Source organism: Lelliottia sp. F153, assembly GCF_002870005.1.
Lineage (GTDB): Bacteria > Pseudomonadota > Gammaproteobacteria > Enterobacterales > Enterobacteriaceae > Enterobacter > Enterobacter nimipressuralis.
Genome location: NZ_PKFT01000002.1, coordinates 218,400 through 236,998 on the forward strand (window position 1 = coordinate 218,400; position 18,599 = coordinate 236,998).

The window sequence follows — 18,599 nt, forward strand, 5'->3', positions numbered from 1 at the left end:
CCTTAATATTTATGTGGTTAGTCGTATTACTGTAAAGATACGAAAAATGCCGCGAGAATCGCTTCTCGCGGCCTGAGGTTTACGCAACTAACAGCTGATGGTTTGCCAGCAAGGTGGCCAGATCCGTCTGTACCCCGTTCAGAGTGACCACCGTGGTCGGATCGAACTGGCTGCCCGTTCCGTCGCGGTCGATCTGAATTTCGGTGTTACTGCCGTTCTGCACCACGCGCAGGTAATCCGTAATATTCCCCGCGCTGCTGTCCAGAGTGGCGACACCGTTGACATAGCTCGCCGAGCCAGTGCCGGTATACCCGCTGTCGGATAACAGCTCGCGCAGATCGATACGGTCGGTATCCGCCGTCCCTTCCCAGGTCCCGACGGTAAAGCCGTTAACCTGATCGCTGCCGTTACCGCCCGTGGCGTCAGCGGCGTTGATGAGCTTGTACAACAGTGTATCGTGCCCGCCGCTACCAATATTGAAGGTGTCGTTCCCGCCACGGCCTTCGAACTGGTTATCCCCGCTGTTGCCGGTGATCACGTCGTCGAAGTCTGAGCCAGCAATCCCTTCAATATTCTTCAGGGTGGTGGTGTTAAACCCGGTGTTCTGGGCCGTCGTGACGCTCAGGTCCACCGTGATGCCCGCGCTCGCATTGCGGTAATCGACCACATCCATCCCGCCGGTGTTGCTCCAGGTATCGTGATCCGACGTGGTGCTCCAGCCGCCGGAACCGTTGTAGGTATAACTTCCTTCTTCAGCGATAAAGGTGTCGTTATAGCCGGTCCCGGTCAGCGTTCCGCTGTGCCCCCCCGTCGCGGCATCGGCTGTCAGCACATAGCCTTCTTTGCCGTTGCCTGCTTCCAGTCCGTCCCAGGTCACGTTGGCGGAAGCACCGTTAGTGAACTTCACAATCTCTGCGGAGTAGGTTTCATCCGGATTTAGGCCGTAGAAACTGACCAGCGCCGAGCTGTCATTCACCCCGAAACCGGACTGGGCGTTGATGATTTGCGACGCCACCAGCTCACCGCGCGCGTTGTACAGATTCACGGTGTTGCCGTAATAGCTGTTGATGCCTTCGCTATCGACAATACGCATGTGCATGGCCGTGCCGTCTGCAATGGTCTGTTTGTTCTGCACATAGACCACTTTGCCGTTTTGCTGAGACACCAGCAGATCCTTCGCGCCATCCCAGTTGTAATCCACCGCCGCAATCCCGGTGACATTCACCAGGCCAGTTGCCAGCTGGCTTGACGTCCACGTCGTTCCGTTATTGTTGTTGGTGAACAACGTCGCGGTTTGCGATCCGCCGTAGGTGCTGAACTTGATCACGTCCATTTGGCCGTCACCGTTCCAGTCCACCGCCGCTGACAGATAACCCGCCGTGGCGTTTGAGGCTTCCACCGCACTCTTCGAGGCCGACAGCTGGCCGTTACCGTCGTTGTAATAGATCACACCACCGGTATTGCCGTAGCTGCTGCCGAGATAGAGATCCATATACCCGTCGCCGTTGAAATCAGCCCAGGTCATCGACGCCGCCGTGGTGGTGTTTGCCGCGTTCACCACAAACACGTTGGTGATGTTTTGCCCGACAGTGAGCGTGCCATTCCCGCCGTTATTGATGACCGTCATCGAGTACGCACCGCTGCGGTTGGTGTGCTGGACGATATCCACGGTGCCGTCGTTGTTAATGTCCACCCCGGAGATTTCACGTCCTGAGTCAAACTGGCCGTAGAAACCACCTTCCCCGCCGGTTCCATCCGGTGTCAGCGTGCCGTTGTTGTTGATCAGGTAGGTCAGGGAGTCCATCCCGGCATCGCCGTAGGCCATGTCCAGATAACCATCACCGGTCTTGTCGTAGGCAATCACGCCGCCGTACCAGATAGTGGTGCCCATCGCCAGCTGGCTGGCGGTGTAGCTGGTGCCGTTGTAGGTCCACATCACCTGCGTTGAACCGGCGTAGGTGGTCTCGGTGGCGAAAATATCCGCGGTACCATTTCGGTCAAAATCTGCCGCCGTCTGGCTCACCACGTTATAGCCACGGGTGTTGGTCAGGGCGGTATTGCTGTAGGTCGACATATCGCTGCTGGAATACGAGCGTCCGTTAGCGATGATATTCCACAGCCCGCTGCTGTTCATGCCGAGCGTCATGGTGGAGTTGTCGCTGCTGCCGGTGGTGCTGGCCCAGTCGGTATTCACCGAGTCGGTTCCGATGGTCAGGCTGCCGGTGGTGGTGCCTGTCGTGTTGCCGTTACCCGCGCTGCTCTTCACCTGCGCCGTCACGCTGTAGCTGCTGGCAGCCAGCGCATCGCCGTCCGGTATCTGCACATACCAGGTGTTGTGATTCGGGTCGACCACCACTGCACCGCCGGTTTCGGAGGTGTAGGTTTTGCCGTTAACCGTGACCACCAGATACTCGCCGTTGGTCAGCTCAGCGGACAAGGTCCCGCTCAGGATCGGCGTGGTGTCCGACGTGGTCTGCCCGGTAATCGCCGCCGTAGTGGTCGGAATGCTGGTATCGACGCGCAGCACGAAATCATCGGAATCCGTGGTGTTCCCCGCCGTGTCGGTGACACGCAGCACGTAGGTGTGGTTTCCGTCAATCAGACCGCTGTCCTGGAAGTACCAGCTGGTCGCCCCGTTCATCGTGACCTGACCCAGCTTCACGCCGTCGCGGTACAGTTCGGCAATTTCACCCGCTGCCAGGGCCTGATTCAGCGTCCCGTTGATCTGTGGCGTGGTGTCATCGGTGGCGACAGACGATCCGAAATCGCTCTGGCGCTCGCCTTCGTTGTCCGTGTAGCTCACCACGGTACCCTGCGTGACAGGCGGTGTGGTATCGACCGTCACCACCTGCTGCGCGGTCGAGCCGACGTTGCCCGCCTCATCGATAATACGCACCTGGTAGGTGTGGTCACCTTCCGGGAGCACGCGAGGATCGGTGTAGCTCCACTGCGTCTGCGTCACCGTGGCATCGGTCCAGGTGGCACCGCCATCCATACTAATCTGCACGCGCTCGTCGCTGGCAAGCGCTCTGCCAAGCGATCCGCTGACCGTCAGGGTGGTGTCGTTGGTGATAAAATCACTCGCGGATTGCCCGGTGTCATCGCTGATGGCATCAACCGTAATGCCGTATTGCGGTGCCTGGGTATCGACAGTCACCACCTGCGAGGTGGTCGCGCCCACGTTGCCCGCTTGATCCACCACGCGAACCTGATAGCTATGGTCGCCATCGCCCAGCGTACGCGTGTCGGCATACTGCCATTGGGTGCCGTTGACCGTGGCATAGACCCAGGTCTGCCCACCGTCGAGACTCACCTGGACAAACTCATTCGCCCCGAGCGTTGCCCCCAGCGTGCCATGCAGCGTGTAAGAGGTTTCGCTGGTCAGGAAGTCATTGTTATCAAAGCCGGTATCGACGGTGATGTTATCCACCGTAACGGTAATCGCCGCATCAGGCGCAATCGTATCGACGGTCACCTGCTGATGAGCGGAATCCCCCACGTTACCCGCCGTATCAATGACGCGTACCCAGTAGTCGTAAGTCTGGTTTTGCAGCGTGCGACCGTCCGCGTAGTACCAGCTATTGCCTACCACGGTGACGTTCTGCCAGGTATTGCCGCCATCCAGGCTAATCTGCACGTACTCGCCGTCCGACAGCGTCGCGCCCAGCGAGCCGTGCAGGGTCAGGGAGGTATCCTGGGTGACAAAGTCACTGTTGCTCAGCCCGGTGTCGTCGCTGATGCTGTCGATGGTGACGGTTTTACTCGCGTCCGGCACCACCGTATCAATGGTCACCACCTGGCTGGTGGTGGCGCTGATGTTGCCTGCGTCGTCAATCACGCGCAGCTGATAGTTGTAATCGCCGTCGGCCAGCGTGCGACCATCGACCCAGGTCCAGCCCAGGCCGCTCACGCTCACGTTGGTCCAGGTCACGCCGCCATCGATGCTGATTTGCGCATGTTCGCCGTTGCCCAACGCCGCGCCCAGCGTCCCTTTCAGGGTGATCTGGTTATCGCTGGTAATAAAATCGCTGCCGGACAGCCCCGTATCCTGGGTCACGGAATCCACGGTAATGGTGGTAGAGGCCGGTGCGGTGAGATCGACCACCACGTTCTGGCTGTCGGTCGCGCCCACGTTACCCGCGTTATCCACCACCCGGACCTGATACGTGTAAGTCCCGTCCGTCAGCGTGCGGCCATCGGTATAGCGCCATTGCGTGCCGGTGACCGTTAGATAGCTCCAGGTCACGCCGCCATCAAGGCTGATCTGCGCCTTCTCGTTATTGCCGAGCTGTGCGGTCAGGGAGCCGTTGACGATAACCTGATTATCGTTAGTGATGAAATCGCTGCTGCTCAGGCCGGTGTCGTTGTGCAGAGAATCAATGCTGATCCCCATCGACGGCGCAGTCAGATCCACCGTCACGTTATGGCTATCGCTGGCGCTGTTGCCGATGGTGTTGCTGACCTCGGCATGAATGACATATGCGCCACCGTCAGCCAGAGCGGTCACATCCGCGCTGCCCAGGGTGTATTCCCAGCTGCCGTCGTTTTGAACGGTTGTGGTGTAAGTTTTGCCGTTCAGCGTGAGGGTGACCGTCCGGCCCGCAGGCGCGTCGGTGGTGCCGCTGATCACCAGCGGGGTGCCGTGCTCTGCGGCGTTGACAATGTCATCGTCGGCAAAGGTGTTGATGCTGATGGTCGGCACGTCACCGTTCAGGGTCACGTCATGCGTGGTGCTGCCAGGGTTTCCGGCTTTATCGCTGACGGAGGCGGTAATGGTGTAATCACCGTCGCTCAGGCCGAGGAAATCGCGCCCGGAGACAAATACCGACCATTTACCGTCGGCGTCAACTATCGCCTGATAGCTGTGGCCGTTGAAGGTCACCGTCACCCTCTGGCCCTGTTCGGCGGTCGTTGTGCCGCTGAGGGTTTGCCCCGCCAGCTGTTCGCTGTTGTTCACGATATCGTCGCCCGCCACGGTATCAATGGTAATGACCGGCGCAACGGTATCCACCGTCAGGGTATGGGTGGTCTGCCCGCTGTTACCGGCTTTATCGCTTACCGACGCAGTGACGGTTAACGCCCCTTCGTTCAGCGCCGCGAGATCCGTTGCCGGAACATTCAGCGTCCAGGTTCCGTCGCTGGCGATCTGGGCGGTATAGGTCTTGCTGCCCAGCGTGACGGTGACCATTTGTCCCGCTTCCGCACTGGACGAACCGTGGATCGTCAGCGGCTGCTGCTGCTCGACGGCGTTCAGAACATCGTCGCCCGCGAGCGTGGCGATACTGACCACCGGCGGCGTGGTATCGACGCTCACCGTGTGGGTGGCTGACGCACTGTTACCCGCACTATCCTGGGCGGAGACGGACACCTGATAGTGTGCGCCATCCGCCAGCCCCGCGACGTCTGCCGCAGGAACAGTGGTCGTCCAGGAGCCATCGCTCTGGATGTTCGCCGTATAGTTTTTACCATTCAGCGTAACGGTCACCTGCGTCCCGCTGGCGAACTGGGTGCTTGAGCCGCTGATGGTCAGCGCGCTGCCCGCTTCCGCCGCGTTAATCACATCATCGCCGCTGATGGTTGCCACCGTCAGCGAGACGGAAGCGGTGTTCACCACCACGTCGTGCGTCTGGGTGCTGCTGTTACCCGCGCTGTCCGTCACGGTGGCGCTGATGGTCACCGTACCGTCCTGCAACGCTGAAATCACGCTGGCTGGCACACCGACGCTCCACTTGCCGCTGGCATCCACCGTGGTGGTGTACTGCTGGCCGCCGATCGTGATAATGAGCTTATCGCCCACCGCCGCGCCCGTCGCCGTACCGCTGACAATCTGCGCCTGTCCGTGCTCAACGCTGTTGATGACGTTATCGCCCGCCACCGTATTGAAGCTGATAACGGGCGGCGTGGTATCGAGAGTGATCGCCTTGCTGGCGCTGCCTGGGTTTCCGGCGTTATCGCTCACACTGACCTGCACCGAATAGCCGTTATCCGCCATCGCTGCCAGATCGCCCGCCGGAACAGAGAGACTCCAGCTACCGCCGGCCTCTACCTGGGCGGTGTACGTTTTACCACCCAGCATCACGGTCACCGTCTGGCCCACTTCTGCGGTAGTGGTACCGGAAATCACAATCCCTGCGGCGGCTTCGCTACCGTTGATGACGTTATCCCCGGCGACCGTATCAATCGTGACGGTCGGCGCAGTGCTGTCGACGCTGTACTCGCGCCCCGCCGAGGCGCTGTTGCCGTTGACGTTGGTGACGCTCACTTGCACGCTGGCATCACCCTCTTTCAGACCGTTAAGATCTGCCGATGGCACCGTGACGGTCCATTTCCCGTCTGCATCCACCTGCGCGGTATAGGATTTCCCGCCAAAGTTGATGTTGACCGTCTGATTCGCTTCGACGTTCGTGGTGCTGCCAGAGAGGACCAGGTCCGCCCCTTTTTCCGCCGCATTGATCACATCGTCGCTCGTAATGGCATCAATGCTGATCGCCACATCCGCCAGATCGACTTTCACGTCGTGGTTGATAGAGACCGGGTTTCCGGCGCTGCTCTGGCCGGCCACTGTAATAGTGATGTTGCCTGCCGCCAGCGCACCGACGTCTGCCGCAGGGACTGCGGCGCTCCAGGTGCCGTCCGCGAGGACCGTCGCCGGATAGGTTTTGCCGTTGACGGTGACGGTCAGGGCACTGCCCGCCGGGAGGCCGTCGCTGTCGCCGGTGATAATCAGATTCTGCCCGTGTTCGATACGGTTGATCACGTCATCGCCCGCCACAGTATCCACGCGCAGGCCCGGCAGGCTGGCGTCGATGGTGATGTCACGCTCGCCGGAACCGCTGTTACCCACGCCATTGGTGACGGAGGCGGTGACGGTCAGATCGCCGTTGCCCAGCGCCGTCAGCACGTCCGCCGGGACGTTCACCGACCAGCTCAGATCGTTCTGCACCGTGGTGGTGTAAGTGTTGCCGCCAATGGTGACGGTCACGGTGTTGCCCTGCTGGGCGTTCACCACCGTGCCGCTGATGGTCTGGCCCGCTGCCACTTCGTCGGCGTTGATCACGTTGTCCGTAGCAATGGCGTTGATGGTGACGCCTGGCAGCGCCGTATCCACCTGCAGGTTTGCACTGCCGCTGATACTGTTGCCCACGCCGTTGGTGGCGCTGGCGTTAAGGGTGTAGTTTGCTTCGCCGAGACCCGCGAGGTCGGCTGCCGGTATTGTCAGGCTCCAGCGGCCATCTGCGGCCGTTGTGGCGGTGTACTGCTTACCGTTCAGCGTGACCGTCACCCGTGTGCCTTCGGCCAGGTTTGCGCTGATCCCGTCGACGCTCAGGTCTTGACCCTTTTCTACGGCATTCAGCACGTTATCGCCGGAAATGGCATTGAAGCCCAGAGACGGCAAACCGGTATCGACAGTTACGTTATGGCTGCCGCTGCCGGTATTGCCTGCTGCATCGGTGACGTTCACGGAGACCGTCACCGGGCCATCGCTGAGCGCCGAAATCACGCTGGCTGGCACGCCAACGCTCCAGTTGCCGCTGGCATCCAGCACCGTGGTGTACGTCTGGCCGCCGATGGTCACAGTGACGCTATCGCCTGCCGCCGCGCCGGTTGCTGAACCACTGATGATTTGCGCCTGAGCGTGCTCGGCCACGTTAATGACGTCATCGCCCGCGATGGTATTGATGGTGATCACCGGAACGGTAACATCCACCGTCAGGTTGCGATCGACCGACGCCGGGTTACCGGCTTTGTCAGCCACCGAGGCGTGGATCGTGGTAACGCCGTCCGCCAGGTTCGCCACATCCGCCGCCGGAACGTCCAGCGTCCAGCTGCCGTCTGCGCCTACCGTGGTGGTGTAAGTTTTATTGTTCAGCGTCACGACGACTGGCTGGCCCGCTTCCGCCGTGCTGGTGCCGCCGATCGTCAGATCAGCTTGCGCTTCTGCCGCGTTGAGAATGTCGTCCGCCGCAACAGTGTTGATCGTCACGCCCGGCGCGGTGCTGTCGACGCTGTACTCGCGTCCCGCCGAGGCGCTGTTGCCGTTGACGTTGGTGACGCTCACCTGCACGCTGGCGTCGCCCTCTTTCAGACCATTCAGATCCGCCGAAGGCACCGTGACGGTCCATTTCCCGTCCGCATCCACCTGCGCGGTATAGGATTTCCCGCCAAAGGTAATATCGACCGTCTGGTTCGCTTCGACGTTCGTGGTGCTGCCGGAGAGCACCAGGTCCGCCCCTTTTTCCGCGGCGTTGATCACATCGTCGGTCGAAATGGCATCGATGCTGATCGCCACGTCCGCCAGATCGACTTTCACGTCGTGGTTGATGGAGACCGGATTTCCGGCGCTGCTCTGGCCGGCCACCGTAATAGTGATGTTGCCTGCCGCCAGCGCGCCGACGTCTGCCGCAGGAACGGCGGCGCTCCAGGTGCCGTCCGCCAGCACCGTCGCCGGATAGGTTTTGCCGTTGACGGTCACGGTCAGGGCGCTGCCCGTCGGGAGGCCATCGCTGTCGCCGGTGATAATCAGGTTCTGCCCGTGTTCGATGCGGTTGATCACGTCATCGCCCGCCACGGTATCCACGCGCAGGCCCGGCAGGCTGGCGTCGATGGTGATGTCGCGCTCGCCGGAACCGCTGTTGCCCACGCCGTTAGTGACGGAGGCGGTAACGGTCAGATCGCCGTTGCCCAGCGCCGTCAGCACGTCCGCCGGGACGTTCACCGACCAGCTCAGATCGTTCTGCACCGTGGTGGTGTAGGTGTTACCGCCAATGGTGACGGTCACGGTGTTGCCCTGCTGGGCGTTCACTACCGTACCGCTGATGGTCTGGCCCGCCGCCACTTCGTCGGCGTTGATCACGTTATCCGTAGCAATCGCGTTGATGGTGACGCCTGGCAGCACGGATTCCACGTTAACCGTATGCACCGCGCTCCCGCTATTGCCTGCGCTGTCGGTTGCCGACGCGCTAATGTCATACAGCGCTTCGCCCAGCGCCCCGACCTGATCCGCCGGAACGGTGGTGGTCCATTTGCCCTCGCCATTAACGATGGCGCTGTAGGCTTTGCCATTGAGCATCACCGTCACCATCGCGCCAGCCGCCAGGCCCGTCGCGGTACCGCTGATCGTCAGCTCCTGGGCTTTTTCGGCGTTGTTGATGACGTCGTCACCGGAGACCGTATCAATGGTCAAGACCGGCGCAGTGAGGTTGACCGCCACGTCATGGGTGGTGGTGTCGCTGTTACCCGCTTTGTCCGTCAGCGTTGCCGTGAGGGTATGATCGCCCGCGATCAAGGCTCCCACGTCTGCCGCCGGAACGCCCACGATCCAGTTGCCAGAGGCATCCAGCGTGGCGGTGTAGGATTTGTTGTTGAGGGTGACGGTCACGACATCGCCCGCTTCAGCGCCCGTCACGTGGCCCGTGACGATCAGCGCCTGGCCGTGCTCGGTGCTGTTGATGATGTCATCGCCGGAAAGGGTATCGATGATTAACTGCGGCACCGTGGCGTCCACCAGCACGTCACGATCGGCGCTCGCCGGGTTGCCCGCTTTGTCGGCCACAGATGCGGTCACGGTGTACTGACCGTCGCTGATTCCGGCCATATCGGCCGCCGGAACGGTGACGCTCCAGTTGCCCCCCGCCAGAACCGTGGTGGTGTACTCTTTTCCGTTCAGCGTGACGGTTACGGGTTGACCCGCTTCGGCGTTGGTCGTCCCGTTCACCACCAGATCCTGCTGCGCTTCCGCCGCATTGACGATGTTGTTATCGCTGATGATCTCGATAGAAAGTGACGGCGCGGTAGCATCGACACTGTACTCGCGGCCCGCCGAGGCGCTGTTGCCGTTGACGTTGGTGACGCTCACCTGCACGCTGGCATCGCCGTCTTTGAGACCCGCCAGATCCGCCGATGGCACGGTGTACGTCCAGTTGCCGCTGGCATCAACGGTCGTGGTATAGGTTTTGCCCCCAAAGGTCAGGGTGACAGTCTGGTTCGCTTCGACGTTCGCCGTGGTGCCGGAGAGCACCAGATCGGTCCCTTTCTCCGTCGCGTTGATCACATCGTTGCTGGCAATCGCGTCAATGCTGATTGCCACATCCGCCAGATCGACCTTCACGTCATGGCTGATAGAGACCGGATTTCCGGCGCTGCTCTGGCCGGCCACCGTGATGGTGACGTTGCCTGCCGCCAGCGCACCGACGTCAGCCGCAGGAACGGCGGCGCTCCATGAGCCGTCCGCCAAGACCGTTGCCGGATAGGTTTTGCCATTGACCGTTACGGTCAGCGCGGAGCCAGCCGACAGGCCGGTGCTGGTGCCCGTTACCATCAGGTGCTGGCCGTGTTCAACGATGTTAATCACATCGTCGCCCGCCACCGTGTCCACGCGCAGCCCCGGCAGATTGGCGTCGATAGTGATATCGCGCTCACCCGTACCGGTATTGCCGTGACCATTCGTGACCGACGCTTCTACGGTCAGATCGCCGTTGCCGATTGCGCTCAGCACATCTGCCGGGACATCCACCGACCAGCTGAGATCGCCTTTAACGGTTGTGGTGTAGGTGTTGCCGCCGATAGTCACCGTAACGGTATCGCCGTTCGCCGCGCCGCTGACTTTACCGCTGAGGGTCTGACCGGTCGCCACTTCCGAGGCGTTGATAATATCGTCGCTGGCGATGGCATTGAGGGTGATCACCGGCAGGGCGCTGTCGACCAGCACGTCGTGCGTGGTGCTGCTGTTATTGCCCGCACTGTCCGTGACGCTGGCCGTCACGGTGTAATTCGCCTCACCCAGCGCGCTGACCGCCGAGGCCGGAACGGTTACCGTCCAGTTCCCGCTGTCATCCGCGATGGCGGTGTATTGGATGCCGTTGAGCGTGACGGTGATCACCGTACCCTGCGGCTGGTCGCTGGTGCCAGAAAGTGCCAGATCTGCGCCTTTTTCAGCCGCATTGATCACGTCGTCATCGGCAAGCGTGTTAATCGCAATCACCGGTTTTGCGGTGTTCACCACCACGTCCACCGAGTTACTGCCCGTATTGCCGGCACTGTCAGTCACGGAGACGTCGATTGTCCAGGTTCCGTCTGCCAGCCCCTGAATCACGGAGGCGGGCAGGCCCAGGCTCCAGTTGCCCGCCGCATCCACTGCGGTGGTGTAATTCACGCCGTCAATGGTGACGGTCACCAGATTGCCTGCGGCCGCGCCCGTCACCGAGCCACTTAAAATCTGCGCCTGCGAGTGGGCGGTGTAGTTCACGGTGTTGGTGTCGGTGACAAAATCATTAATCGTCACCTGCGGAACCGTAGCGTCGACCAGGCCAATTCGATCGGTGCTGGCGCTGTTTCCAGCCACGTCGCTGACGCTCGCGTTGATCGTCACGTTGCCGTCGGCGAGGGCACCCACATCGGCGGCAGGAACGCTCAGTTGCCAGCTGCCGTCATTCTGCACAATCGCCTGATAGGTTTTGCCGTTCAGGGTGAGGGTCACGGTCTGGCCCGCTTGCGCGCTGGTGCTGCCGCTTAAAATCAGATCCTGCTGCGCTTCTGCAGCGTTGATGATGTTGTCGTCGGTCAGGTTATCGATAGCAATCGTCGGCGGCTGGGTGTCCACCGTGATCACGCGTGACGCATCGGCGCTGTTGCCGCTGGTGTTGGCTACGCTCACGCTAACCTGCGCGCGCCCGTCGCTCAGCCCGTCCATCGCGCTGGAAGGGACCGTCAGGCTCCAGGAGCCGTCCTGCTGAACCTGGGCCGTGAAGGTCTGATCGGCAAATTTCACTACCACCGTCTGGCCCGCTTCAACGCCCTGCGTCTGGCCGGAAAGGGTGAGATCCGCCACTTTTTCGGCGGCATTCAACATGTCATCAAGGGTCACCGTATCGATGGACACGGCGACAGGAGAGAGATTCAGTTCAATGGGATGTTCAGCAGAAACGGTATTGCCCCACTGATCCTGCGCGCTGGCCACTACCAGAATATCGCCCGCGCTCCAGTTTTGCAGGTCTGCCGCCGGGACACCGATCTGCCAGCTGCCGTTGGCGGCAATGACCGCCGGATAATCGATATTGTTGATGGTGACGGTCATCTGTGAGCCTGGCGCCAGGTGGCTGCTCGAGCCGGTGACAGTCAGATCCTGGTGCTGCTCGATGGCGTTAATAACGTCGTCGCCAGAGATGGTGTTGACGCGCAGGCCCGGCAAGGCGGCGTTAATATTAATATCGCGCTCGCCGGTGCCCGTATTGCCGTGGGCGTTGGTCACCGATGCCGTGAAGGTCAGATCGCCGTCGCCAAACGCGTTCAGATCGGCGGACGGAATCGATACATTCCAGCTCAGGTCGTTGCCGACGATGGCGGTGTAGCTTTTGCCGCCGACGGTAATGGAGACTGTGTCGCCCGCAGCCGCACCAACGACGCGGCCACTGAGCGTCTGGTCAACGGCAACTTCCGCATTGTTGACCAGATTATCGCCCGCAAAGGTATTGATGATCACCTGCGGCAGCGCCGTATCCACCAGCAGCATGGCGTCCGCGCTGCCGACGTTGCCCACGCTGTCCGTTCCGCTCACGCTAACGGTGTAGAGGGTGTTCGCCAGATTCAGCACGTCAGTCACCGGCACCTGCACCGACCAGACGCCGTTCTCCACGGTGGCCTGGTAGCTAATGTTATTCAGGGTTACGGTTACCGCGCTGCCGTTCGGCAGATTACTGGTGCCGCTGAGATCGAGTGGCAACATCGCTTCCTGAGCGTTCAGCACGTTGTCCTGGCTGATAGGGTCGATCGTCAACTCAGGTGCTGCACCGCTCAGGGTAAAATCGTGAGTGGCATTCCCGGTGTTACCGGCCGCATCCGTCACCGCAACGGAGAGCGTAAAGTGGCCTTCGCCGAGCGCACGGATGTCGTTCGCCGGAACGCCTACGCTCCAGCTGCCATCGGCTTGCACGACGCCCGTATAGTGCTTACCGCCCAGCGTCACGGTAACCACGTCACCTTCGGCTGCGCCGCTCGCGCGACCGGAAATAATCTGCGCCTGACCCTGCTCATCGGCATTGATTACGTCATCACCCGCGACGGCGTTCACCGTCACGACAGGGGCTACGGTATCGACGCTGAAATCAGCGGTGGTGGAGGTGGGATTTCCGGCTTTGTCGTTGACGTTTACCGTGACCGTATGGGAACCCTCAGCGAGTGCGTTGACGTCGCTGTTATTCAGGGTCAGGGACCATGTGCCGTCACTGCCGACGGTGGTGGTGTAGTTTTTACCGTTGAGGGAGACCGTGACAATTTGCCCGGCCTCGGCGTTGGTTTTACCGCTCAGCGTTAATGGCTGGCCGTGCTCGGCGGCGTTGAGAATGTTGTCCTGCGAAATGGCATCCACGGAGAGCGTCGGCGCGTGGGCATCTACGTTCAGCGTCTGATTTCCGGTGACGGTATTGCCCGCCGCGTCTTTGCCGGTCACGGTGACCGTCCAGGTGCCGTCCGCCAATGCCTTCGCATCAGCAGCCGGAACGTTAACGCTCCATGCGCCGTTCGCGCCGACTTCAGTGGTGTAGGTCTTACCGTTCAGCGTGACGGTCAGGTCGGTGCCCTGCGCGAGATGTTTGCTGGTGCCGGACAGGGCAAATCCTGCGGACTGCTCGCTGGCATTGATGACGTTATCTCCGGCAGTGGTGCTCAGCGTTACGCTGGCATCGGCGGTGACCACATTCACGGTGATGCTGCCCGCAGAAGTCGTTTTGCTGCCGTCGATTTGCACTACCGACCAGGTGTGTTCACCGTCGGTTTGCGTCGGCAGTTTTACCGTCCAGGTACCATTGGTGCCGACCATCGCGCTGGCGATGGTGTTGCCGCTGCTGTCCTTGATCTGAATGGTCGCGCCCGGCTGTCCGGTGCCGCTAAAGGTCGGGGTGTTATCGTCCGTGACCTCTTTTGCACTCAGCACCCCCTGCTTGTCACCCTGTTTATCCGTCACGAGGAAGGTCGGCGTCGCGCTTTCGACCTCTTTGGTGTTGTCGATGACTTTGGTTTTGGTGTCACCATCCCCGCCGTGCGCCAGCAGCGCGCCAATCGCCCCGCCGCCTAACGCGGCCCCTGCGATCCAGCCCCATGGGGCATCGCTTAAGCTACTGGCCTGCTCCAGGAACGGCTCGATGGTGGAAATCGGCGTGGCCTGCGCGCTTAACTCCACCGCCGCCATCCCCGCGGCCTCTTCCGTCTCTGCAAAGGTGATATGAGTCAGTTCCTGCTGGTCGTTAAACACCAGTTCGGAATGGTTTTTACCCTCTGGATCGTCGAGAAAATAGTTATTGCATCGAATCACGCTGCCATCTTTCATGTAAATCAGCAGATCCTTACCCTGGCGCATATAACGTGCGACATCCTGGGCCGATCCGTGGATTTCAATGACACTGGGTGCAGAAACAGATACCGAGAGATTTCCCTCTCCGGTCAATACTGTTTTCTCAGCGGTTTTGCGAATAATGACATCGACAATCTTAGCGTTACTCATATTTCTCTCCTTGCAGGTACACGGGTGCCTGTGAGTATTTCTATCCTGAGGATGTGACTATCCCCGGGAATGAAAATCTCCCATTCTTCTTGAACTTATATCCGCAGCGTCAGCCGCGTTTCTCTAACTTAAATCAGGTAATTTGGCCGCAGCGTTTTTTTCAATTCCAATACGTTGCATGAGATTATCAACGGCTGACGCATAATTAACTGCACTCGCCCAGCTATCATATTCTGCTGATATTTTGGAGGAGGTTGCCTGCCAGACATCTTGTTCGACGCTCAGGAGATCGTTAATACTTCGCTTACCGAGGGTATATTCATTTTTATAAACTTCACGGGCGCGTAACGCATTTTCCAGCTGGACATTTCCGGCCTCCATTCGGCCACGCGCCCCGCTCCAGTCTGCCATTGCGACTGAGGCTTTTTGCAGGACATCAAAACGAGCCTGATCCACCTGTGAAGCGGCCATAGCACGCGCCCCTTCTGCCTGGCGAACCCTGGCGGACACCGCGCCGCCCTGGTAGAGCGGGGCATCAATATTCAGCTGGATCTGGTCGTCCCAATAGGAGCGATTATCCGATTCATAGCGCGTTCTTCCCCCTTTCAGGCTCAGGGTCGGCCAGTGCTGGGATTTCGCCCGTTCAATGCCGTACTGGGCAGAACTCTCCATGGTTCTCGCCGCCAGAACGGAAGGGATCAACGTGTAGTCGATGCTATCAAGGGAATCCTGCTGCACCTCAAGCGTGGCCGGTAACGGGGAGAGCTGTTGTGCATCAATTCCCGTCAGAACCGACAGTCTGGCGCGGGCACTTTTCAGCGCCGCGTTGTATTGCTCAAGGGTCGCCTGCATTCCCGCCACGCGGGTTTGCGTTTGCAGCTCATCAGAAGTGGAGCTAAGGCCCGCGCTGGAGCGTAATTTCGCCAGCTGTTGCACATTTTTCAGGGCGAGGATGTTCTCCTGCGCGGCCTGGGTCAGGTCTGTATAGCGTTTCACATCCACATAGCTCAGCGCGGTTTTCTCCGCGACCGACGATAACGTCGCCATCAGCTGATACCGGTAGCTGTCGTGCTGGGCGGAAGACTGGCTGATCGCGCTATTGGTTTTGCCAAAGTCGTACACAAGCTGCGTCAGGCTCAAGCCCCACGCCGCCGAATTTTTCAGCGAACCGCTGGAGTCCGTCGTCTGGCTATGGCCCGTATTGCCGTTCAGTGAAATTTGCGGCATCCACCCGCTTCGGGCTTCATCAATCTGGGCCTGACCAATCCCCATCTGAGCGGCTTGCTGGCTCACGGAGGGATCGCGATCGAAAGCAAAAAGAATGCTCTCTTTTAATGACGTGCGTGCGACGGGGGCGCTGCCAATCGTCCCGTTATTTGCCATCGATGAGGACATCGTGGCCGCAAATAAAACAAGGGCGGCAGGTATCTGGGTATATTTAAACGCTCTCAAGATAGATCTCCCTTACTATTCCACCCCTGAGGATGGTGTATATCGTTTTCTTCGCCTCCCCCACTTAGCCAGTGGTAAAAATCTTACACGTAAGAATTTTTCAACGTTTAATGAATGTGCGAAAAAGCCTAAGCACCAATCTTCACTAACGGAAATCAGTAGCAGATAATCGTTTTTAAGAATTTACTTATTCAACATTTCTTAACGGCGAGCATAACAAAATGTCTTAAGTGGAACTATACCCACAATGTTAACAAGGTGTTAATGCTAAGAGAAAAAATGCGGTTTCCAGACAAACCGTGAAAATAGGGCCTAAATCGGCCTGGAATAAACGCATTGTTATTTAAGAAAATATTTAAAATACCTACCTGTACATTTTTGCGTTTATTTCTCAATGAATATGACACAAAGATTTTCAAAGAAATGTCAGTTTTAGTGCCGTGGTTATTATTTAAACAACAAAGAAAAAATAATCCCTTAAGAAACAGGATACTGCGCCATCAATTGTTAATAATTGGCATTTAACACCAGTAATTTCTTTATAAGCAGTCATTCAATCTAAATGTGAAAAAATAAACAGAACAATAACAATATAACAGGTGAATTATTAGCACATTCAGGATAACTCATTACGTTTATTCATCAATCGATGGCATCAGCCCTAAAACGGCAATAAAAAACCCGCAGGGGAATCTGCGGGTTTTACCGTTTCGACGCGCGTTGTGCCGGATTAGCTCTCCTTATCCTTCTCCACAATCAACGGCTCGATATCGCTCTCTTTCTTGATCACCAGCGAATCATCCCCGCGCAGGCAGGTGCCGCCGTAGTTGCCACCGACGGTAAAGGTGCAGACCTGGATGTATTTCCCGTCCACTTTCGGCAGGCACCACAGCTGCTGGTAGATATTTTTACGATCCGTAAATTTACCGCTGGATTTATCCAGCAGCTCCTCTTCGGCGCTGATCAGATCGATATTGCTGCCGCAGCGACCGGCGATAGGTTTCACCGCATAGCCGGTTCTGGTGAGCAGTTCGTTGACCTCGAAATCCGTATCCAGCAGATAACGGTGGTTCGGGAACAGCTGCCACAGCACCGGCAGAATCGCTTTGTTGCCGGGGATCACGGTCCACAGCGGTTCAAATACCAGCACTTCCGGGCGCAGCAGCACGTCAATTAAACGCACCTCTTGCTGGGGATGACCGGTGCGAATCGGCACAGCGGCGTATTCGGTTTCGCTCACTTCACGCACCTGCTCGATCGCCGTTTCCCACGCCCAGGTTTTCCACACACAGTTCACCGCGCGACCTTCGTCATCGATAAGCTGCCCTGCCGCATCCCAGCTTAGCGCTTCCAGACCGTGCAGAATTTTGGTGTCAAAACCGGCCTGCATCAGCGAGCGCTGGATAAAGAGCGCGTGATAATCCTCTTCGATATCGTTGTCCTGCATGATATGCACGAACGGGCGCGCGTGGCTGTGTTTCCACGCGCCGGTCAGCTCTTCGAGCAAGCCTTCCGCCGGGTTATGCCCGGTGCCGCGATAGCCATTTTTTACCCACTCTTCAAGGATCAAACCGCCTTCCGTATGGCAGGAGGCGGAATCGGCGTTGTACTCGTACACCTTCAGCCCGCGCTCATCCATACAAAAATCCATACGACCGGTGATCATATGGTGACGACGCCACTGCCAGGAGAGGCGCAGGCGCGGCCAGAGGATTTTCGGGATGTCGAAAAGCGCGAGTAAGTTGTCGTCTTTCAGCACTTTATCGGTGGCGTGGAGATACATCAGATGCAGCTCGTTGGTAGCTTTGATCAGCTCCTGCTCGGCACTTTCGGTGATGGTGAAATACTGGCAGGGATCTTTATTGATCACATGCCCGTTGGCCCGAACGTAAGCCTGCTGCAGGGCATCCTTTTCATTGAGCCATTTCCCGTCGAACTGGCGTTTGTTGGGCAGTCGCGCCCCGCTGATTTTCAGCTGTTCACCGCCGATTTCCGGCTGCGGCAGGCTGTGCTCTGTGTCGTCGGTCTGGATCATCCAGCCCAGAATAGTGGTATCCGTGAAGGTGTCGTGCAGGGTGTAGCAGCCTTTTTCGACGGACAAGCGCAGCTCGCGCGTCCACTGCTGCCCGACCGGCAGCGGCGAATGGAGGACGTTCTGCTCGGCAATGCGCACTTTATCGCCCATCAGCTGAGTGATAACGGCCACATGGCCGGTCTCATGAAACTCCCCGCCCTTTTGCCAGATGAGCAGCGAACCGGCTTTTGGCGCGCGTTTCGAACCGTTGGCAAACGCCTGCAGCGGCAGGATGGTGTCGTTCACCACGGCGCGCAGGAAGCGCAGGGAGAAGATCTCCCACGCCATGCCGACGTCGGTAAATACCATGCCGTAGTTGAGGAACAGGAAGCGGCGCGCGAACTCCACGCACTGCCATTTGTGGCCCATGTATTCGTTGCCGATATAGCTACGAAACTCCGCGTCTTCGGGGTACTGGCGCGGGTCAAGACTGCTGTAGTTCGAGGAGTAAATTGCCACGCCACCCGGCGCATAACCTAACAACGTCCCAAACGGAGCGTCACTGCTTTGCTTTCCATTATTTCGCATGAATCCAACCTAAAAAGGCAGGCGGCAAGATGATGAGGGTTGTCGTCTGCG

3 protein-coding genes are annotated in these 18,599 nt (G+C 59.0%); all 3 read right to left on the reverse strand.

Translation table 11 applies throughout. The features are described from left to right. Positions 1-79: 79 nt before the first annotated feature. The 3 genes from F153LOC_RS08170 to gss all read right to left on the reverse strand — a co-directional run bounded on the left by F153LOC_RS08170 (position 80) and on the right by gss (position 18,548). Positions 80-14,494 (reverse strand): Ig-like domain-containing protein, encoded by a 14,415-nt coding sequence (locus F153LOC_RS08170; protein ID WP_102104760.1) that lies wholly within the window; start codon positions 14,492-14,494, stop codon positions 80-82. A gap of 123 nt (positions 14,495-14,617) precedes the next feature. Beyond that, positions 14,618-15,877: a TolC family outer membrane protein gene (locus tag F153LOC_RS08175; RefSeq protein ID WP_228483243.1), complete on the reverse strand. Its 1,260-nt coding sequence runs from the start codon at positions 15,875-15,877 to the stop codon at positions 14,618-14,620. Between the two features lie 799 nt (positions 15,878-16,676). Then, entirely contained in the window at positions 16,677-18,548 is a 1,872-nt protein-coding gene (gene gss / locus F153LOC_RS08180; protein ID WP_102104762.1) for a bifunctional glutathionylspermidine amidase/synthase, read from the reverse strand. Between the last annotated feature and the right edge of the window lie 51 nt (positions 18,549-18,599).